This is a genomic window from Patescibacteria group bacterium (genome assembly GCA_041661505.1).
In the GTDB taxonomy this organism is placed as follows: Bacteria; Patescibacteriota; Patescibacteriia; order Patescibacteriales; family JBAZCA01; genus JBAZCA01.
This window is the reverse complement of sequence record JBAZUF010000005.1, coordinates 67,673-88,171: the sequence shown is the minus strand read 5'-3', so window position 1 is coordinate 88,171 and position 20,499 is coordinate 67,673. Positions and strand designations below refer to the sequence as shown.

Annotated in this window: 19 protein-coding genes; 8 read left to right on the top strand and 11 right to left on the bottom strand. The window is 45.1% G+C overall.

Features of this window, described 5'->3' with window-relative positions; all coding sequences use genetic code 11:
• Positions 1-473 precede the first annotated feature (473 nt).
• A complete protein-coding gene (locus WC715_05310) occupies positions 474-2,015 on the top strand; it encodes a DEAD/DEAH box helicase (GenBank protein MFA6171835.1) in 1,542 nt (513 codons plus the stop codon).
• A gap of 67 nt (positions 2,016-2,082) precedes the next feature.
• Here the strand turns inward: WC715_05310 and WC715_05305 are convergent, their stop codons facing one another.
• Positions 2,083-2,280, bottom strand: coding sequence for a cold shock domain-containing protein (locus WC715_05305; protein ID MFA6171834.1), 198 nt, complete (start codon positions 2,278-2,280; stop codon positions 2,083-2,085).
• Between the two features lie 335 nt (positions 2,281-2,615).
• On the opposite strand from WC715_05305, the gene WC715_05300 reads away from it, so the two are divergent.
• Positions 2,616-2,777, top strand: coding sequence for a hypothetical protein (locus WC715_05300; GenBank protein ID MFA6171833.1), 162 nt, complete (start codon positions 2,616-2,618; stop codon positions 2,775-2,777).
• An 84-nt stretch (positions 2,778-2,861) separates the two neighbouring features.
• Here the strand turns inward: WC715_05300 and WC715_05295 are convergent, their stop codons facing one another.
• The 3 genes from WC715_05295 to WC715_05285 form a co-directional block, all read right to left on the bottom strand.
• Positions 2,862-3,488, bottom strand: coding sequence for a hypothetical protein (locus tag WC715_05295; protein ID MFA6171832.1), 627 nt, complete (start codon positions 3,486-3,488; stop codon positions 2,862-2,864).
• 222 nt (positions 3,489-3,710) lie between these two features.
• Positions 3,711-4,583: a ribose-phosphate diphosphokinase gene (gene prs / locus WC715_05290; protein ID MFA6171831.1), complete on the bottom strand. Its 873-nt coding sequence runs from the start codon at positions 4,581-4,583 to the stop codon at positions 3,711-3,713.
• 2 nt (positions 4,584-4,585) lie between these two features.
• On the bottom strand, positions 4,586-5,233 hold the full coding sequence (locus tag WC715_05285; GenBank protein ID MFA6171830.1) for a ribulose-phosphate 3-epimerase: 648 nt from the start codon (positions 5,231-5,233) through the stop codon (positions 4,586-4,588).
• A 135-nt stretch (positions 5,234-5,368) separates the two neighbouring features.
• Here WC715_05285 and glpX point away from each other — a divergent pair, with 135 nt between their 5' ends.
• From glpX to WC715_05270, 3 genes are all read left to right on the top strand, one after another.
• Complete coding sequence (gene glpX, locus WC715_05280; GenBank protein MFA6171829.1) at positions 5,369-6,304, top strand: class II fructose-bisphosphatase; 936 nt, start codon at positions 5,369-5,371, stop codon at positions 6,302-6,304.
• A gap of 81 nt (positions 6,305-6,385) precedes the next feature.
• Positions 6,386-7,417 (top strand): class I fructose-bisphosphate aldolase, encoded by a 1,032-nt coding sequence (locus WC715_05275; protein ID MFA6171828.1) that lies wholly within the window; start codon positions 6,386-6,388, stop codon positions 7,415-7,417.
• Between the two features lie 105 nt (positions 7,418-7,522).
• Positions 7,523-8,362 (top strand): Bro-N domain-containing protein, encoded by an 840-nt coding sequence (locus tag WC715_05270; GenBank protein MFA6171827.1) that lies wholly within the window; start codon positions 7,523-7,525, stop codon positions 8,360-8,362.
• A gap of 8 nt (positions 8,363-8,370) precedes the next feature.
• Here WC715_05270 and WC715_05265 read toward each other — a convergent pair whose 3' ends face one another.
• From WC715_05265 to carA, 7 genes are all read right to left on the bottom strand, one after another.
• Entirely contained in the window at positions 8,371-9,279 is a 909-nt protein-coding gene (locus WC715_05265; protein ID MFA6171826.1) for a hypothetical protein, read from the bottom strand.
• Between the two features lie 46 nt (positions 9,280-9,325).
• Positions 9,326-10,105, bottom strand: coding sequence for a transketolase (locus WC715_05260; protein MFA6171825.1), 780 nt, complete (start codon positions 10,103-10,105; stop codon positions 9,326-9,328).
• A 19-nt stretch (positions 10,106-10,124) separates the two neighbouring features.
• Positions 10,125-10,556, bottom strand: a complete 432-nt coding sequence (rpiB, locus tag WC715_05255; GenBank protein MFA6171824.1) for a ribose 5-phosphate isomerase B — start codon at positions 10,554-10,556, stop codon at positions 10,125-10,127.
• Positions 10,557-10,570: 14 nt separating this feature from the next.
• Positions 10,571-11,920: an aspartate ammonia-lyase gene (locus WC715_05250; GenBank protein ID MFA6171823.1), complete on the bottom strand. Its 1,350-nt coding sequence runs from the start codon at positions 11,918-11,920 to the stop codon at positions 10,571-10,573.
• A 91-nt stretch (positions 11,921-12,011) separates the two neighbouring features.
• Positions 12,012-12,932 carry an aspartate carbamoyltransferase gene (gene pyrB, locus WC715_05245; protein ID MFA6171822.1) on the bottom strand — a complete coding sequence of 307 codons (921 nt, stop codon included), beginning with the start codon at positions 12,930-12,932 and terminating at the stop codon, positions 12,012-12,014.
• 57 nt (positions 12,933-12,989) lie between these two features.
• Complete coding sequence (carB, locus tag WC715_05240) at positions 12,990-16,229, bottom strand: carbamoyl-phosphate synthase (glutamine-hydrolyzing) large subunit (protein MFA6171821.1); 3,240 nt, start codon at positions 16,227-16,229, stop codon at positions 12,990-12,992.
• 2 nt (positions 16,230-16,231) lie between these two features.
• Complete coding sequence (gene carA, locus WC715_05235; protein MFA6171820.1) at positions 16,232-17,284, bottom strand: glutamine-hydrolyzing carbamoyl-phosphate synthase small subunit; 1,053 nt, start codon at positions 17,282-17,284, stop codon at positions 16,232-16,234.
• Between the two features lie 233 nt (positions 17,285-17,517).
• Here carA and WC715_05230 point away from each other — a divergent pair, with 233 nt between their 5' ends.
• From WC715_05230 to WC715_05220, 3 genes are all read left to right on the top strand, one after another.
• The gene (locus WC715_05230) at positions 17,518-18,525 is read left to right on the top strand and encodes a hypothetical protein (protein MFA6171819.1); all 1,008 of its coding nucleotides are present in this window, start codon (positions 17,518-17,520) and stop codon (positions 18,523-18,525) included.
• 77 nt (positions 18,526-18,602) lie between these two features.
• Positions 18,603-19,517: a dihydroorotate dehydrogenase gene (locus WC715_05225; protein MFA6171818.1), complete on the top strand. Its 915-nt coding sequence runs from the start codon at positions 18,603-18,605 to the stop codon at positions 19,515-19,517.
• A 160-nt stretch (positions 19,518-19,677) separates the two neighbouring features.
• The gene (locus WC715_05220) at positions 19,678-20,487 is read left to right on the top strand and encodes a dihydroorotate dehydrogenase electron transfer subunit (protein MFA6171817.1); all 810 of its coding nucleotides are present in this window, start codon (positions 19,678-19,680) and stop codon (positions 20,485-20,487) included.
• The last annotated feature ends 12 nt before the right edge of the window (positions 20,488-20,499 follow it).

The following is a 20,499-nucleotide window of genomic DNA, read 5'->3' as shown; positions in this document are numbered from 1 at the left end:
GATATATTATTACAATAATATTAGGATTCAGGGTGATCTCAGGATGCCGCCGTCAAAGTATTATGCCATTGCCGCCAAAGGTTGATTTCTGTGGACAAACGTGTCCGACGAAATGGGTGCATTCCAATAAAAATATTAATGCAAGCCCACAATCCCCTCCTTCAAAAAAATAATCTAAAAGATTATAGGCTCCATTTACAAGTTAGCTGGTTGGTTATTATTGACAAAAAAATAAATTTGTGCTATTGTTAGGTCTTAATTAGCCCGCCTCTTCGGCGGACAAGTAACCGCAATTTAAAACGGTTAAATACCCCATAAATAAGGGGTTTTCCGCCTAGGCGGACAAATCCCGCCTCTCCCTCCTCTTCGGCGGGCAAGCCGGCGGGTAAAGGACTCGGACTTATTTCGTCATTAGGATTTCCATCTATCGGTGGTATTGGTGACTTACTAAAAGGACTCGGGTCGCCAATATTATGATGAAAACAGAACAAACTGAAGCTTTGAGCTTCTCGGGTCTTGGCATAGCGCCAACGCTTTTAGACATTTTAGCCGGATTGAATTATTCCACTCCGACGCCGATTCAAGTACAATCCATCCCTACCAGTTTAGAAGGGAAGGATTTGGTCGGGATCGCGCAAACCGGAACCGGCAAAACTTTAGCCTTTGGCATTCCTATGCTCCAGCTTTTGGCTACTAATAAAGGCAAGGGGCTGGTTGTTTTACCGACCCGCGAACTAGCTTTGCAGGTGGATGAACATTTAAGGATTATCGGTAATAAGATGGGCCTTAGGACCGCTGTTTTAATCGGCGGGGAAGCTATGGGACGCCAGCTCGGCGCTCTCCGGCGCAACCCGCATATTATTGTCGCCACTCCCGGGCGCCTCGCTGACCATGCAAAAAGAGGTACAGTAAAATTAAACGACGTAAAAATTTTAGTCTTAGACGAAGCCGATATGATGCTTGATATGGGATTTTTGCCGCAGATTAAAGAAATTTTAAAACTTGTTCCAAAGAAAAGACAAACCATGCTTTTTTCCGCTACCATGCCGAACCAAATCATGAAAATCGCTACCGAGTATATGGCTTTGCCGATTAGAATCGAAGTAGCTCCGGCTGGGACTGCCGCGGAAAACGTGGAACATGAAATTATTGTTATTGACCGGGATTCAAAATTCGGGCAGCTGAAAAAAATCCTTGGCGAAACCAAAGGCTCAATCCTTATGTTTTGCCGGACTAAGCACAGCGTAAAAAACTTGACCCAAAAAATCAGGATGGCCGGGTTTAGCGCTACGGAAATTCATTCCAACCGGTCGCTGATCCAGCGCCGGGCCGCGTTGAATGGTTTTAAGTTAGGCCAATACCGGGTGCTTGTTGCGACCGATATTGCCGCGCGGGGAATTGACGTTAAAGGGATTGAATTGGTTATTAATTATGACTTGCCGGAAAACTCGGAAGATTACGTCCACCGCATCGGCCGGACCGGCCGCGCCGGAAAAAGCGGCAAAGCAGTTTCTTTTGCCTTACCGAGCCAGATGCGGGATATCCGGGATATTGAAAGACTGATTAAAAAAACTTTGAATGTTACCCGGCCGAACGGGGAGGCCCTTGATCCGGCCAGTATGAAAGAGGCTTTTGCCCGGGCAACTCTAGAGAAGTATGTAACCGGAAAGGCGCGGGGAGCGGGTAAAGGCGGCGGCCGGGGCTTTAGGGCCCGGGGCAATGCCAGGCCATACCGGCCATACGAGAGCCAGAGGCCGGGCCAGGGTTTTAGCCAGCGGGCCGGTAAGCCGTCCCATGATTTTGGCAGTAAGGCCGGCAATAGCTTTGGCAACAAGCCACCGAGGCCAGGCGGCTTTGGACAACGGAGTAAAATTAATTACGACGACAATTCGAATGCGGCCGTAGAAAATTCTCCGGACCGGTATAATCCGTATAATAGGAATAAAAGAAAATCTTCGTCCCGGCCCGCGGGCAAGTGGCGGGGGGCGAGAAACCAAAAAGCCTCTTCATACTAGAGCCTAAAAATTATCAAACAAAAAACATCCCACATAGCGCGGGATGTTTTTATATTGTAAAAAAGTATTAGACTTTTTTAACCTGGACGGCCGCGTTTCCTTTTGGGGTTTTTTCAACCTCGAAAGTAACGGCATCGCCTTCTCTTAACTGGCTGAATTCAACGCCGTCAAGATTGTTGGCGTGGAAAAACAAATCCGGAGCGCCGTCTTCTTGAGCGATAAAACCGAAGTTTTTATCAGTCAGTTTTTTGATGGTTCCTTGCATACGATGTAAAGATAAAGTTAATAAAGTGAATACTAAGTAAGTAGAAATTCGACTTTATCTCTACACTATAATATTCGTCACCCCTATTCCGCCAGAGGGCGGATGGCGGGGCGGTCAGTAGTTAAACTAACCCTTTAATACTAGCACAAATAAACTTCCTTGTCTATACCCCGGCCCGTTTTTGCGCTGCCTAAGCTCAAACATAGCATTAATGAATGGATAATAGCCGGCTTTAGGCTTTTTTGGTGCGGATTATTGTGTTAATATGTAAAAAGAATGATATGCCGATATCTCTCTCGCGGAGAAGGCCTTAATCCAATCGAAGTAAAAAGCGTATGGGTAAAAAGACGGTCATGCTCGGAATGGTATTTGGGGCGACAATCGGCGGTTATATCCCGACGATTTTTGGCGCCGGGATTTTTGATTTGATCTCGATTTTTTGCTCATTTTTAGGCGGAGTGCTGGGAATCTGGTTAAGCTGGAAACTGTTAAATTGATTTATTACCAGTTTCGAATTATAAAAATGGCCCTTCGCGGCCATTTTTATGTTGCTTTTCTTTCAATTTCAAATAAATTCGCGGTTATTTCCGGCAAACCGGCATCATGTCGTTTTGGATCATGTATTCAAAACTCGGAAGGCCCAGTTCTCTACGGATTACATCGGCTTTATCGACGCTGTCTTTTCCGGGGAAATAGAAATAGCGGAGCATGGTCGCGAATTTATTGAATTTTTCCCGGTTATTAATATAACCGAAAATTTCGTTATTCGGATTGACCATGTTCTTCCAGTCATAATACCGGTTTACCCGGATCGCGTTCATGTAACCTTCCCATCTTAAATCGCACCTGGGCAAGGCTGGAGCCGGGCGCTTAGCGCATTTGGCCGGAGGAGTAACCCGAGGGCGATCCGGTACCCGGACAGGAGGACACGGGTTGTTCGGGCCGCAAACCGGAGGAGTCGGGGACGGATTATTCGGTTGGGGACAAGGTTGGTTGTTTGGCCCGCAGACTGGGGGGCAGGGGTGGTTTTGGTCGCAAACCAGAGGCGGACAAGGCTGGTTGTTTGGGCCACAGACTGGGGGGCAAGGTTGGTTATTTGGCCCGCAGACAGCTGGACCGTCGGCTAAAGCCGAGGAAGGAATTAAGACCGAGAGAACAAAGAAAACCCCTCCAATTGAAGCCAGCCGCGTGGTAAATGATTTTTTCATAGGCGTATATTAAATATTAAAAAATGGATTCAGGTTTGAGTCAAATAGTGTTCTCATCAGCTATTACAATTTCATTTTATTACATGGCTAGGTTTTGTCAAATCCGTATTTAATAATTTTTTAATGTCCTATGTTTTGAGTTAATCGGTTAATTAATTTGTGAACAAAAAAACGCTCCGGATTTACGGGGAGTTTTTATGAGGCGCATTCAGCTGCGAGTAATTATTTTATCGTATCGCCAATCAGTTGGCTCATATCAATATTTGCTTCTTTGCTTCTAATCGTGTTCGTGAGATAAAGCGCGTCATAAGTGGAGGCGATGCGCTTAATGCCTTTTTTCAGGACGCCGTGGGTGATTAAGGCGATAACTTTTTTGGCGCCGGCTTTTTTACATTCATCGTAGAATTTCGCCATTGTTCCGCCGGTTTCTAGAAGATCGTCAACCACGCCGACATTCTTGCCGCTTACTGTGTCAGCCAGCCAATCGGCGCTTTCTTCTTTCATGTGCGTCTCATGGGAATTAATTCTTTCCTTTAGGACTCCCTCAATGCCGGTCCGCCTCTGCGAACCCATGTCCGGAGTGATAAAAATCATATCTGGATTTTCTTTTAGGGCCGCTTCTTTTAAAAGGCTGACCCCGCTAATATTTTCAATCGGATAATTCTTGGCAAAGTCCCGGCCCCAAAAATGGGCGTCCACTGTATAAATTTTGTGTACAGCGTAGTATGCGGTAAGTTCCTTGATAAGACATTCGGCATAATTAAGCGCGCCGTCCTGATCAGCGTGGTCCTGCATGCCGTAAGGGAAATAAGTGAAAAATACTTCAATCGGGCCAACCTGGGTTTCCCGCAAAATCTCTAAAACCATTTTTAATTCTATGAGCCCGTCATTCGGATTGGGCATGCCGGAATGAAGAACAACGGTCCGGCCCTCTAATTTTTTAATATCCGGCAGGCGGGCGTAGATCTCCTTATCCGGAAAATACCTTTTTTTATCCTTATTTTTTCCCAGCTTAAAAATGCGGAAGTTTTTTTTGTCCTTTTTCAAGAACTTCGCGAGATGCTCTGCTTGGCTGGCGGCGATAATATTGACCATAGTTATTTCTCAAGCGATTTTAAAAATTCAATGGCTTTAATACGGTCATCCGACCGGAAGACAAAAGATCCGGCGACAAGGTTGTCGGCTCCGGCTTTAATGGCTAGAGGAGCGGTAGCGGTATTCATCCCGCCGTCAATTACGATTTCGACTTCCGGAAATTTTTCGCGCAAGTAGGAAACTTTAGAGAGTTCTTCTCTCATAAACTCCTGGCCGCCAAAACCGGGGACAACCGTCATTATAACAAAATAATCGGCCAATCCGAAATAGGGGAACAGCTCTTCAACCGGAGTGTTGGGGCTTATCGCCACTCCGGCCGGTTTTCCGAACTGTTTAGTGGTTTCCAGGCTCAATTTAGTCATTTCTTCTCCTAATTCAACGTGCGTCGCAATTCGGGCGGCGCCGGATTCGATAAAATGGTGAATGTGCTTGGCCGGATTTTCTATCATTAAGTGGCAATCCAGGGGGAGTTTAGATTTAATGCAGTTTAAAATCGTGTAGCCGAAAGTGATATTGGGAACAAAATGGCCGTCCATGACGTCCACGTGGAGAAAATCGGCGTAAGGTTCGATTGACTTAATTTCTTCGTTTAAGCGGCCGAAATCAGCCGCTAAAATTGACGGTGAGATTTTTAGTTTGGGAATTTTCATTATTATTGAAGAAGAATTGTTAACTATTTTGATATTATCAAAATATTGGCTAAAATTCAAGGCAAGCCATTTACAAAGGTAAAATAAATGAGGTAAGATAAATAATAATGATAAATAACCACTAATATTAAACTTATGGACAGGAACCTGGCTTTAGAATTTGTGAGAGTTACCGAAGCGGCCGCAATTGCCGCCGCTAAATGGATCGGAAGGGGGGAAGGGAAAAAGGCCGACGGCGCGGCGGTTGACGAAATGCGCGACCGGTTTAACCAAATTGATTTTCGCGGAAAAGTAGTTATCGGCGAAGGGGCCAAAGACGAAGCACCCGAACTATATACCGGCGAAATCGTCGGGCGGGGAAAAAAGCCGGTCATGGATCTGGCGATTGACCCCTTGGAATGCACCGACTCGGTAGCTTTTGGCCGCTATAATGCTATAACCGTAATTACCGCTGGCGCGCCCCGATCCCTTTTATCCGCTCCGGACTCTTACATGGAGAAAATCGCCGCCGGGCCGAAAGCCGCCAAAGTCATAAAACTGGATGCTCCGGTTGAAGTGAATATAAGAAAAACCGCCAGAGCCCTGGATAAGAAAGTGGGCGATATTACGGTCTGTATTCTTGACCGCGAACGCCACCAGGACCTGATAAGCCAGGTCAGGAAAGTTGGTGCCCGGGTTCGGCTTATTACCGACGGGGACGTGGCCGGAGGAATTGCTCCTTCGATGCCGGAATCAGGCGTTGACCTGCTCTTAGGAGTCGGATCCTCAACCGAAGCGGTTTTGGCCGCCGCCGCCATCAAAATTCTAGGCGGAGAAATTCAGGCCCGCTTTAAGCCGCAAAGCGAAAAGCAGGCGGCGCAAATAAAAAAAGCCGGACTCACAACCAAAAGAATTTACCGGACGGAAGATTTGGCCAAAGGAAAGCAATTGACTTTTACCGCTACCGGCGTAATCGACGGGCCGATATTAAAAGGCGTGCAAGTTACCGATCGAGCCATCATCACTCATTCCATCGTCATGCGCGGGATGTCCGGGACTATCCGTTATATAACCACTTATCATCATAAATAAGTAAAGAAATAATTTTCAATTATCAATTTACAATTTTCAATTTAATTGATAATTGATTATTGTAAATTGAAAATTCAATCTATGTTGGATCCACAAAAAATTCAAAAGTTAAACCAAACCGCCAAAGCCATGGTGGCTCACGGCAAGGGAATACTGGCCGCGGATGAAAGTACGGCCACTATTGAAAAAAGATTGGCTAAAATTAACGTGTCCTCTACCGAAGATACCCGCCGGGCTTACCGTGAGATGCTTTTTACCACGCCGGGCTTATCCGACCATATTTCCGGCGTCATTTTATTTGACGAGACTTTCCGGCAAAAGGCTTCGGACGGAAGGCCTTTTGTTTCCGTATTAAAAGAAGTCGGAATCCTGCCCGGTATTAAGGTGGATAAGGGCTTAGAACCGATGCCGGATTCGCCGGAAGAAAAAAAGACCAAGGGTTTGGATGATTTAGAAATCCGTTTAAAAGAATATGCCGAATTGGGCGCTCATTTTGCCAAGTGGCGGGCCGTTTACGTTATCGGCGATAATACGCCGACTGACGCGAATATTGAGAGAAATGCTAAAGATCTGGCGGCTTATGCCCTAGCCTGCCAGCATTCCGGATTAGTGCCGATTGTCGAACCGGAAGTATTAATGGAAGGCGTTCATAGCCTTAAGCGGTGCGAAGAAGAAAGCGAGAAAGTTTTGGAAGCCGTGTTTCGGGAATTGGAAAAGGCCGGCGTAGCAATGGAAGGGATAATTTTAAAACCGAACATGGTCTTACCGGCCAAGGATTCGGGCGAGTTTGCCCACCCGGAAGAAATCGCTGAAGCGACTTTGAGAATTTTTAATAAGCATTTGCCCAAGAACCTGCCCGGCGTAGCTTTTCTTTCCGGCGGCCAGTCGGAAATTGAAGCGACCATGAACCTTCACGCCATTAACCAAAAAGGCCCCCACCCCTGGAAGATTTCTTTTTCTTACGGCCGGGCCCTGCAGGATAGCGCCCTTAAAGCCTGGGAAGGGAAGGAAGAAAATAAAAAAGCGGCGCAAGACAAGCTTTTACACCGAGCCAAGATGAAAGGCGCGGCGGCTAAAGGTGAATATGACCGGGAGATGGATTGGAAGGAGTAAAATAATTAGTATTTACTTCTCGAGAAAGAAAAATAGAATTTTTGACTTATTAAAACAACTCTGAACATTTTAGGGTTGTTTTGTTTTAGCAGTATATTGTATAATATGTTCATGGACAAAAATGAAAAAATAGCCATATTTAAAGGCAAGCAAGTCAGAAGGGCTATCCATAATAATGAATGGTGGTTTTCGGTTATTGATGCAGTTGAAATTTTGACCGGGAGCAGCATCGCTAAAAGATATTGGAGCGATTTAAAGGTAAAACTAGTAAAAGAGGGATTTAGTGAAGCGTACGAAAAAATCGTACGGTTGAAAATGAAGGCCTCGGACGAAAAAATGCGCGAGACCGACTGCGCTAATACGGAAACCCTATTCCGCATTATCCAATCTATCCCGTCACCCAAAGCCGAGCCGTTCAAGCGCTGGCTGGCCAAGGTCGGATATGAGAGAGTGCAGGAAATTGAAAATCCGGAGTTGGCGTCAAAAAGAACGAGAATGCTCTATAAGTTGAAAGGTTATTCTGATGATTGGATTGAGAAGCGGATGAGGGGGATCGCGATTAGGGAGGAGTTGACGGACGAATGGCAAAAACGGGGAGCTAAGGAACAAGGCGAGTATGAAATTTTGACGGCGGAAATTTCCAAAGCTACTTTCGGGTTAACACCCGGGCAATATAAAAAATTAAAAAAACTGGATCGGGAAAATTTGCGCGATCACATGGATGACTTTGAGTTGATTTTTACCATGCTCGGCGAACGGTCAACTACTGAAATCCATCGCACCGAAGATTCACGGGGTGTGCCGAAATTAAAGTACGACGCCAACCGGGGCGGCAGGATCGCCGGGAACGCCCGAAAAGAGCTGGAAAAGGAACTGGGGCGGCCGGTTGCTTCAAAAAAGAATTTTAAAGGGCTGAATTTGAATGAAAGAAGAAGATTAAGATGATTGTTTTTTTAATCAGCTATAATGTGATTATTATGAGTATGAGGTATTAACTTTTTTAATGCATCATTAATATTATTTGGGGTTAGGCCAACGCACTCGTCATGCTCCGCGGCCTGGCCGTATTTGTTTAAGAACTCGACCGGTACGCCAACAGATTCTACCTGGACAGCTCTGCCTTTCATGGTTTCCATTACGTCCGGCAATATCGCGCCCCGGTAATAGGGTTCGCAGATGAGAATTTTTCCGGAGGATGAATTATCTCTTAGCGTGTCTTTGTCAAAAGGCGCGACAGTCGTGTAATAGAGAATTGTGACATCCAAATCTTTTGTCCCTTCTAAGACCGGTTTAAGCGCGGGACCGACGGCAATCACCGTGGCCTTCGTGCCAGTCTTAATGATATGAGCCTGGCCAAATTTTACCGGATAGCTTTCCGGATTGCTTTTTTCTGATAGCCGGAAATAAGTGGGATGCTTATCGGCATAAGACTGGAGAAATAGGCCGTGGAATTCCTCCGCCGTGCCGGGTAAAACAATTTCCATGCCCGGAATATGTTTCAATATGCCGACGTCAGCCGGGCAGTGGTGAGTACAGCCCAGAGCGGCGTAATCGTATGAACCGCCGATGGAGATAAAATTTCCCCCTAGCTCTTGGTAGCCGAAATCGAGTTTTAACTGTTCATAAGTGCGCTCGATTAAAAAGGGGGCAATGGTATGGAATATCGGAGTAAAGCCGGTCATGGCCAAGCCGGCGGCCAGCCCGACCGTCGCCTGCTCGAGAATCCCGATATTATAGGCGCGGTCAGGAAATTTTTTTATAGTTTCAACAAAGCCTTTGACGCTGATGTCGCCAAGGAGCAAGACTGTTTTTTCATCTTTCTCTATCACTTCGGCTATAGTGGTAAAAAATTGTTTGCGCATAAATTTATTTGAATGGTCTTTAGTAATCACGGCCTAGACCGGGCTGCTAGCTATCTAATTCTTTTATAAATTCATCCAGCTCTTCTTCGGATGGCCGCTTATGGTGCCAGGCAAGCATATCGCTTTCAATCTTTTTTATCCCCCGGCCTTTAACGGTGTTGGCAATTATGGCTTTAGGCTTGCCGCCGGAATTTTTCATGAAAGCCTCGAAAAGCGCTTCCTGGTCATGGCCGTCCACCTCAAAACTTTCCCACCCAAAGGCTTTGAATTTTTCGGTAAAATCGTGAACTTTGATGGCCGGATCGGTTGAATGGTTATAATCAACAATGCAGGTGAGGTTCGAAAGCTTATGATGCCCGGCTAAAAGCGCTGCTTCCCAAATTGTCCCTTCATTTGATTCTCCGTCGCCGATAATAGTATAGACTTTGACTCCGGTTTTTTTTATTTTTTCTCCCAAGGCAACGCCGACGGCAATCGGCATGCCGTGCCCGAGCGAACCGGTAGAAGCTTCTACTCCCGGAACTTTGTTGCAATCCGGATGGCCGCCTAAAGGACTGTCGTAATCGGCAAAATTTTCAAATTCTTTAAAGTCAAAAAATCCTTTGTTGGCAAGGATGGAAAAAAGCCCGATTGACGCGTGGCCTTTGGACAGTATGAAGCGGTCGCGGGCCGGGTCGTTCGGTTTAGCTGGGTCAATTCTTAGTACCCGGTCATAAAGCACCCATAAAATATCCAAAATAGAAAAAGCGCTCGGGATATGGCCTTCCTTTTTTGCGTAAACTGTTTTAATGATCCTTTTTTTTAGCTCATTAATACTTTCCTTCATAAATGATATTTTATGGTTTTTATCCGATTTTTTTAACTCTGCGGACGTGCCGCTCGCCATCGGCAAATTCGGTTGCGAGCCAGGTATTGACGATTTTTTTGGCGAGTTTCATTTCTGTCAGCCGGGCGCCCAGGCATAAAACATTGGCGTCGTTATGCTCCCGGCTTAAGCGGGCAGTTTCCAGGCTGTAGCATAAGGCCGCCCGGACGCCTTTTAGCTTATTGGCGGCCATCGACATGCCGATTCCGGTTCCGCAGATTAAAATTCCTTTGGATCCAGGCTGGCCTTTGACGGCTTTGGCCGCGATTTTTGCGAAATCCGGATAGTCAACCGAATCCGCGGTAAAGGGGCCAAGGTCTTTTACCCGGTATTTCTTTTTTTTAAGCAGGACTGACAGTTCTTTTTTCAGGGCTACTCCGGCGTGGTCAGAAGCGATGTAGATGAATTTCATAATTTATTTACGGCTTAAATTTTAGCCGAGGCTTTCACTTTGGATAATAGTTTTTTAACGTCTAGTAAATCATCGATAATTTTTTTATCGACTTTTTCCTGGGTTAGAGCCTGCCGGATGCTTAAATCAGGCGCGGAATTGATTTTTTTAATTATCTGCGCCACCTTATCATAACCCAAAACCGGGGTAAGGGAGGTTAATAGGGTGGTGTTCCGCAGGGCGTAGCGTTCGCAAGTTTCTTTATTGGCTTTAATTCCGTCAATGCAGTCTTGGGCAAGAATTTTAATCCCTTTGGAAAAAAAGCGAAGCGATTCGATTAAGTTATGGGCGAGAACCGACATAAAAACATTCAATTCCAGCTGTCCGGCTTCAATTACCATAGTAACCGCCAAGTCGTTGCCGTAAACCTGGAAAGCAATCTGGTTAATAAGCTCGGGCACGACCGGATTAACTTTGCCAGGCATGATGGTCGAGCCTTTTTGGCGCTCGGGCAGTTTTATTTCTCCGAGCCCGCAAGTCGGGCCGGAGGCAAGAAGCCTTAGGTCGTTCGCGTTTTTCGTAATCGCCGCCAGCGTTGTTTTAATCCCCGCGGAAATATCGCCGAAAGAATCCACATTCTGGGTAGCGTCAATTAAGTCCGAAGCGCTTTTAACCGGCAGGCCGGTGTTTTTCCTTAAGTTTTTTATTACCAGGGCGGTATATTTTTTTCCGGCGTTAATCCCGGTGCCGACGGCGGTGCCGCCGATAGACAAATCCAGCATGCCTTTTCGGACCCGCTCCAGCCGGGCGATGCCGCGCAGGGCGACCATCCGGTAAGCTTCAAATTCCTGGCCCAAAGTCATCGGGACCGCGTCTTGCAAGTGCGTCCGGCCGGTTTTTATCACGTCCGAAAATTCCCGGGATTTTTTAGCCAAAGATTTTTCAAGAATTTTTAAAGATTCAATGCAATTTTCAGCCAATTCATAAATGGCCATCTTCAGGGCGGTAGGGAGGACGTCATTAGTGGATTGAGAAAGATTAACGTCGTTTAAGTAATGGATTGCGTCTTTTTTCCCGGCAAGTTCGTTAGCCAAGCCGGCGATCACTTCGTTCACGTTCATGTTAATCGACGTTCCGGCGCCGCCTTGTATTGCCGGAGTAACGAACTGGTCGTCGTATTTTCCGGTTTGGATTTTTTTTATCGCCTGGTCAATCAGCGCGTACTTTCCTTTAGAAATTTTTCCCAGTTCAAAATTGGCCTGATTGGCCGCCTTCTTTACTTCAACAATTTTTTTCACCCAGTAAAGGGAAGCTTTTTGCCGGGAGACGTTAAAATTACTTAAGGCCAGCTTGGTTTGTTCTCCGTAATAGATTTTTTGGGGCATATTTATTTAAATTAACAATTACCAATTTTCAATTGTTTTTAATTTATTAGAATCGGTTATTGAAAATTTATTGTAAATTGTAAATTAATTATTATTTGCCGGTCAGCGCTTTGTGGAGCAAGGCCATGCGAACGTAAAGGCCGTTTATTGCCTGGCGAAAATAAGCGGCTCGGGAATCTTTATCCACTTCCGGGTCGATTTCGAAAATGCGCGGCATGACGTGCAGTATGATGGACTTAGCCTTCATCTGATTTACAAGCGGTACGTCGATGTATAATGATCTTTTAAGCCGTTCGTACTCATTTGGGTCAGAGAACCTTTCCTTAAAAACCCGGGTGACGTAAAGGACATCCAAATTGCCAATCACCTGGTCCAAGTTGTCTAGTTCCTGGTATTTAATATCCTGCCGGTCCAGCTGGTCTTTATATTCGTTTGGCAAGCGGAGTTCGGGCGGGGAAACGAAATAGAGTTCAATTTTTTTAAATAGGCAGAAGATGGGAATTAAAGAATGGATATTTCTTTGATAGCGGAAATCGGCTAAAAAAGCGATTTTCAAGCCGTCGATTTTCCCCAATTCTTTTTCCATGGTGTACAAATCGTATAAAGCCTGGGTCGGGTGTTCGTTATAGCCGTCGCCGCCGTTAATTATCGGGACAGTGGACACGCTCGCGGCTAATTCAGCCGAACCGTTTTCCGGGTGCCGCAGCACTATGGCGTCGGAGAAACCGGAAACCACCTTGATCGTATCAGTTAAACTTTCGCCTTTCGAAGCCGAAGACGCGGCGGCGTTAGCGGTAGAAATTACGCTGGCGCCAATTTTAAAAGCGGCGGACTCGAAAGAAAGCCGGGTGCGGGTTGAGGACTCATAAAAAAGCGTGGCTACGACTTTGCCCTGGCAATCCTTTGGGATGTCGCCGGTCTGATCTTGTTTTTGCAGTTTGGCGGCTTTCGCGAATAAGTCTTTTAATATTTTTTTGTCGGCAAATTGCTGGCCGTTTAATACATGGAACATATCTTTTGAAAATATGGAATTATGAAATTAAGAAAATAAAGCTACTTTTTGCTCTGCTTATAATTCCGTGCTTACGCCTTTAGGCATGTAGTCCTTCCAGGGCTTGATTTCCAAATCTTCTAACTTTTTTTCAGTTAAAGCTTTTATAAACGACCGGGCAAGCTGTAAGTCCGTAAACAAGGGGATGTGCGAATCAACCGCGGCCCGGCGGATTAAATAGCCTTCGGTCGCCTGATCGCCGGCCTTTTTTATTTTCGAGCCGTTTTGCTCGCTTAAATTTATTACCAGGGCGGCTTTTTTTCCGCTAATCATATCAATTACGGTAGGGTTTTTCTTTTCATGGATTTTATAGACCAGTTCGCTTTTAATTCCGTGCTCTTTCAGGAAGCCGCAGGTCCCGCTGGTCGCGTAAAGCTTATAATCCATATCACTAAGCTGTTTCACGGCTTCTAGGAGCCTCCGCTTATTAACCGGTCCGCCTAAAGTCAAAAGGGCGCTTTTTCCCGGCGCTAACGAGGTGGAGGCGATGATGGATTTATAAAGCGCTTCGCTTAAGTCTTTGCCAAAACAGGCCACTTCGCCGGTTGAGGACATCTCCACCTTTAAAACCGGATCGGCTCCAGTCAGCCGGGAAAAGGAAAATTGCGGAGACTTAACTACGACGTGTTCGGGATATTTTAAATAAACCGGCGCGCATTTTTTATAAAAAGCATCAACAATTAAGCGGGCGAAATTAACGCCAGTCGCTTTAGAAAGGAAAGGGAAGGTGCGGCTCGCGCGCAGATTAATTTCAATGACAAAAACTTTGTTGTCTTTAACTAAAAATTGGATATTAAAGGGGCCGGTAATATGCAAGGCAATTGCCAGCTCGCGGCTAATCTTTTTTATTTCCTCTTCGGTCGAAGAAAAAACTTTCTGGGTCGGGTAGGCGATTGTCGCGTCGCCGGAATGGACGCCGGCGTTTTCCAGATGCTCGGCAATGGCGAACACTATGACTTTTCCGTTTTGGGCCACGGCGTCATATTCAATCTCCTTGGCGTTCACCATGAATTTGGAAACGGTGATAGAATATTTTTTGTCCGACATCCCGAGCGCTTTTTCGGTAAAGGCCGCGAGTTCTTCGTCGTCAAAACAGACGCTCATGGCACTGCCGGATAAGACGTAAGACGGCCGGACGAGAACCGGATAGCCTACCTTAGCGGCAAAACTTTTCGCTTCTTCAATCGAGGTGAAGCTGTTCCACTCCGGCTGGGGGATATTTAGTTCGTCGCAGAGGGCGGAAAACTTGTTCCTATCTTCGGCCCGATCAATGTCCGAGGCCCTAGTGCCTAAAATTGGAACCTGGTGTTCATGAAGGGCGTTCGCCAGGTTATTCGGCCTCTGGCCGCCGACGGAGATTATTATGCCGCCCGACTTTTCAAAATCATAAATATCGGCCACGGTTTCAAAATTCAAGTCTTCAAAATAAAGCCGGTCAGACATGTCGTAATCAGTCGAAACCGTTTCCGGGTTGCAGTTAACGATTATGGAATTTTTTTTGTATTTTTTTAAGGCCAAAGCCGTATTGACGCAGGACCAGTCGAATTCAACCGAAGAGCCGATATGATACGGGCCAGAGCCTAAAACCATTACCGCTTTTTTTCCTAAAGGCTTAACGTCATGATGCTCTCCATGATAAGTAAGATATAAATAATTGGTTTTAGCCGGGACTTCGCCGGCCAAAGTGTCAATTTGGAAAACCGAGGGCAAAATGCCGAGTTTTTTTCTTAAAGTCCGGATTTCATCCTGGGTCTTTTCGACGATTTTTCCAATCCGCCGGTCGCATAAGCCGGCTTGCTTCGCGCGAAGCAGTTTTTCACGATCCAGTTTTTTATCGCTCGCTAAATCCGTTTCTATTTCCACGATATTTTTTAAGCGGGATAAAAACCAAGGGTCAATGCCGGTAATCTGATAAATATCTTCTATACTCATTTCCCGCTTTAAGGCTTCGGCCAAATCAAATAATCTTTTTGGCGTCGGGATTTCCAGTAATTTTTTAAAGTCGCTAATTTCGCCGGTAAAACCGTTATAAGTAATGCCCTGGGCTTTACCCGCTAGCATCCGGACGGCTTTTTGCAGAGCTTCTTCAAACGAGCGGCCGATTGCCATTACTTCGCCGACCGACTTCATAGCCGAGCCGATTTTTTCTTCGGCGCCGGTAAATTTTTCTAAATCCCAGCGCGGGATTTTTACGACCACATAATCCAAAGCTGGCTCAAAAAACGATTGCGTGATTTTAGTTACCTGGTTTTGGACTTTATTTAAAGTTTTTCCAAGGGCTAATTTGGCGGCAACGTAAGCCAGAGGGTAGCCGGTGGCTTTGGAAGCCAAGGCTGAAGATCGGGACAACCGGGCATTAACTTCAATGACATAATATTCCAGCTGGCCATTTTTCGGCTTTGGATTTAAGGCAAACTGGACATTGCATTCGCCGACAATCCCCAGGCTCCTAACTATGTCAACGGAAATTTGCCGGAGCCCGTGGTATTCGTCATTTGTTAAAGTCTGGGAAGGGGCGACGACTATGGATTCGCCGGTATGGATGCCTAAAGGATCCATGTTTTCCATGTTGCAGACCGTAACCGAGTTGCCTTCGGCGTCGCGCACGACTTCATATTCGATTTCTTTAAAGTGATGCAAGTACTTTTCTACTAAAACCTGCGGGGAGACCGAAAGGGCGGCGGAAACGATTTCATTTAGCTCTTTTTCATTATAGGCTATGCCGGATTTTTGTCCGCCTAAAGAGTAAGCGGCCCGAATCATAACCGGGTAGCCGATTTTTCCGGCGATTTTTTTAGCCTGGTCCAGACTGGTGGCTGACCCCGAATCCGGGACCGAAACGCCGATGGATTTTAAATGGTCAGCGAATTTTTGCCGGTCTTCGGTTAAAACTATGGCTTCAATCGGCGTGCCTAAAACTTTTACGTTATGCTTTTTTAAAATTCCGGCGTGATGGAGTTCCAAACCGCAGTTCAAAGCTGTTTGCCCTCCAAAGGAAAGCAATATCCCGTCCGGCTTTTCTTTTATAATGACTTTTTCGACAAAGTAAGGAGTAACCGGCAAGAAATATATCTCGTCAGCGATTAGCGGGGAAGTCTGAATCGTGGCAATGTTAGGATTAACCAAAACGGTTTTTATCCCTTCTTCTTTTAAGGCTTTTAATCCTTGAGACCCGGAATAGTCAAATTCGCCGGCTTCGCCGATTTTTAAGGCGCCGGACCCAAGGACTAAAACTTTTTTTATCTTATTAGCTTTCATGGTTATAATTTTTTTATAAATTCATCAAAAAGCCAGCCGGTGTCTAGCGGGCCGGGTCTTGATTCTGGATGGAATTGGACCGACATAAAAGGTAGCTTCTCATGCCTTATCCCTTCGTTAGTCTGGTCGTTAGCATTATAAAACCATTCTTTAAATCCGCGAGGGATTTTTCCGACCGCAAAGCCGTGATTCTGCGTGGTCAAATAACATTTATCCGTATTGGCTAAAACGGCAGGCTGGTTTTGTCCCCGATGGCCGAATTTCAATTTGTAAGTATCGCCTCCGGCCGCTAAGGCTAAAATTTGGTTGCCCAGGCAAATGCCAAAAGTAGGAATTTTTTTAGCGAGCACCTCTTTGACAGTAGTAATTGTGGCCTTAGCCATCTTTGGGTCGCCCGGGCCATTAGAAATCATTAGGCCGTCAAACTTTAAGCCTGCTTCCAGGGGATTACAGTTCCAGGGTGCGACAATGACTTTTACTCCGCGCTTAACCAGTTCGTTCGCAATGTTTTCTTTGGCCCCGCAATCTAATAAAACAACGGTTTTTTGACCGTTGCCTGTTGACTTATCCGAGTTATTTATTTCATATATCTCTTTAGTGGAAACTCGGGCGACTAGATTCTCTCTATTCGGATCAATAAATCCGGTTTTTGACCCCAATTCAATTTTTCCAAGCAGGACGCCTTTAGCGCGAAGCTTCTGGGTTAAGCCCCGGGTGTCCTTAATTTCTAAAGCCGGGATGCCCTCGTCTTTCAACCATTGGCCCAGGCTCTTTTCGCTCTGATAATGCGACGGCGTATCGATATAAGAGGAAACGATTAAACCGGCTACTTGGATTTTTCCCGACTCCCAATGTTCTTTGGACGGAACGCCATAATTGCCGATTAGGGGGTAAGTCATGACCAGGATTTGCCCGGCGTACGAAGGGTCAGTTAAACTTTCGGGATAGCCGACCATGCCGGTAGAAAAAACAACCTCGCCGGCAATAGATTTTTCTTTGCCAAAAGATAGGCCGGAAATTTGGGTTCCGTCTTTTAATACGAGTTTGCCTTGCATCTGGTTCGTTAAGCAAATAGCGCTAGGCTAATCGGGCGCTATTTCAGCCTATTTGAAGCTTTAAATATTCTTTAAACAACATAACACATATTTTAAGGCTTGTGAAGACATGATATACTAAAATTATTAACAGCTGGGAGTTATCAATTTTCATGCAAAAAAACTCAATTATTGGTACCTAATTCTTTCCAGACTTTGATATTGCGCAAACTAGAAAATAATATAATAAATTTATGTCCAATAAAGAGCTAAAAAAATTAATAAGAGAAAGTAAGCCTCTAAAACCAAAGGAGGATTTATACGAAGAAGGGAATATGTTTAATCCAACTTTTCGGTACGGCTGGGAGCATACTTCCGGTTCCTATGAAAAAGGGAAAGACTATAGATTTAAAAATAAACAGACCGAGCACAATTATAGCACTAGCCAGCAGATGGGAGGCTCAATTGAGCGATACGAGCATATTGAAGGATTGACTTATCCTAATCCTTCCAAAAAGACCGATAAAGACATCGCTCATGTGCATGGAATTTCTTTTATTAAAGAAGTAATACCAAGACTAATTCAAAAAAAGATTGAGGATTCAATTAAGTCAGGTAAGTCCGCAGAAAAGGTAAGAATACTGGATATCGGAGGAGGGGTGGGAGTATACGCTGAACAATTAAGAAAAACTTTTGGTGATGATGTAGAGGTATATACGACCGGCTTAAGGAAAAAACCGGTAAAACAATTTAGACGGTTAGCCGACAAAATTAATAAAGCTGAACCGGAGATGAAAGATGCGATGTTTTGGGAAACAAGCGGACCCTTGTTGGATGGCAATATTTCTAATAAGATGCACAAGAATGATCTAATTAAACGCTCTTTATTGGAGTTTAAAGATTTTCCTGAATTTGACCTGATATTGGATACGGCGGGCGAATTGCCTTACCAGACAGATTATAACCGCCAGGGGCAACTTGATGGACGGGCTTTTTTAAGAGATTATCTTAAGGCCGTCGTTAATAAATTGAGGCCTGGAGGCGTGGCCAGCATAAGTCATATTGATTTTGTTTTAGATAATAGCCGCTATGTAAGGGATTTCAACATCTTAACCGAGTGGGAGGTTGGCGAAGTTCTAAAAGCATTGCCAGTTGAGTTTGAAATTATTGATAATGGAATGGAAGGCAAAGTCAAATATCATAAAGTATTAAGAATAAAAAAGCTGGAAAGCGGGGAAATTAAGGACAAGAAAAGCAAATGATTAGAAAAAGCTTGGGCTTTACATCGGAGAAAAATTGAGGTAAATTTAGATAAGATTTTAACCATCACTATGTATTTATGGCAAATCTTTCACTGACGTTTCTAGGCACAAAAATGAAAAACCCCATCGTTTTGGCATCCGGAATATTGGGAGTAACGAAAGCATCTCTCAAGAATGTCGTTAAAAACGGGGCGGGCGCGGTAACTATCAAATCAATAAGCAAAGACTTAAGAAAAGGCCACAATAATCCCATTATTATTACGTTTGAGACCGGGATGATGAATGCCGTCGGATATTCAAATCCCGGCATAGACGCGGCAAAACAAGAATTCGCTGGTCTAGATGAAGTTGGAGCGCCGGTTTTCGCCAGTATAATTGGAACCGCTCCGGAAGACTTCGCTTACATGGCGGAGAATTTTTTATCGGACGAGTATGCGGCCGTTGAAGTTCCGCTGTCTTGTCCGCATACTCCCGGTTTCGGAACCCTGGCCGGCCAGGGGACTCCCGAAGCAGTGTTTAAAATAACGAAAGCTATTAAAGGAAAGACCGACTTGCCGATAATCATCAAACTGTCACCCAATTCGCAGAACTTGGGCGAAGTGGCCAAGGCGGCCGAAGCGGCCGGAGCGAGTGCTATCAATATGGGAAATACTCACGGGCCGGGGATGGTTATAAATTTGGAAACTAGAAAACCTATTCTTGACTTTAAAGTGGGCGGCGTTAGCGGACCGGCAATCCGTCCGATAACAGTCAGATGCATTTATGACGTTTATAAGGCTGTAGGTATCCCGATCATCGGTACCGGGGGCGTTAATACCGGACGGGACGCGATCGAAATGATGATGGCCGGGGCAAGCGTGATCGGCGTTGGTACTGCCGTCTATTACCGCGGCATAAGCGTATTTAAACAAATATGCGACGAAATGAAAGAATGGATGGAAGGAGCCGGCGTTCGTTCAGTGGAAGAGATTATCGGAGCGGCGCATGAATAAATTAATTTGAAAACTTTTTGTAAAAAGTTTTCAAGACTTTCAAAAACTTTAAGGTATCTTTTTAAAATTTTACAGCGGGCAAAGCCCTACTGCCGTAAAATTTTAAAAAGATTGTAATCCCTTAGCGATAAGGTAAAGATGTAAATAAATTTGTAATATTATGCAAATACAGCCTAAGGTTGAGCAGCCGATAATGTTGCCAATAAAAAAAATAATAGAGGACAATAAAGACTTTAAGACTTTTGTATTCGAAGGGCAACTGGGCGCAAAACCCGGCCAGTTCATAATGCTCTGGCTTCCGCGGGTTAACATGAAACCGTTTAGCATTTCCAACCAGACCGAAAATGAATTCCATATAACTGTCATGAAGGTAGGGGAATTTACCGCCAAGTTATTTGAACTCAAGGTTGGAGACCTTTTAGGCATACAAGGGCCTTACGGCAGGCCTTTTAGCTTTAATGAAGGAAAAAATGTAGCAATTGTCGGAGGCGGTTGCGGCATAGCTCCGGTCAACTTCCTGATTTACGACGCGATAAGTAAAGGAAAACAGGTTTATTTTATCGGCGGTTGCCGGAATAAGGATCTTTTCATAAAGGCGGATGAAATTAAATCGCTTCCGGTGCAAACCAGTTTTGTTACCGACGATGGTTCTTACGGCGAAAAAGGTTTTACCACCGACGCCTTGAAGAAGCTATTAGAGAAAGAAAAGATTGACGAGATTTTCGCCTGCGGCCCCGAAAAAATGCTTGTAGCGATCGGTAAAATTGCCTTGGAGCATGACATACCATGCCAAATTTCCATGGAAAGATATATGAAGTGCGGATTTGGCGTATGCGGACAGTGCTGTGTTGATGAGACTGGCTTAAGAGTCTGCCATGAAGGGCCGGTATTTGAAGCTCGTACGCTACTCGATTCAAAGGAGTTTGGCGCCTATAAAAGGGATGGCAGCGGAACAAAACAAAAGATTTAGATATTTAGAAAA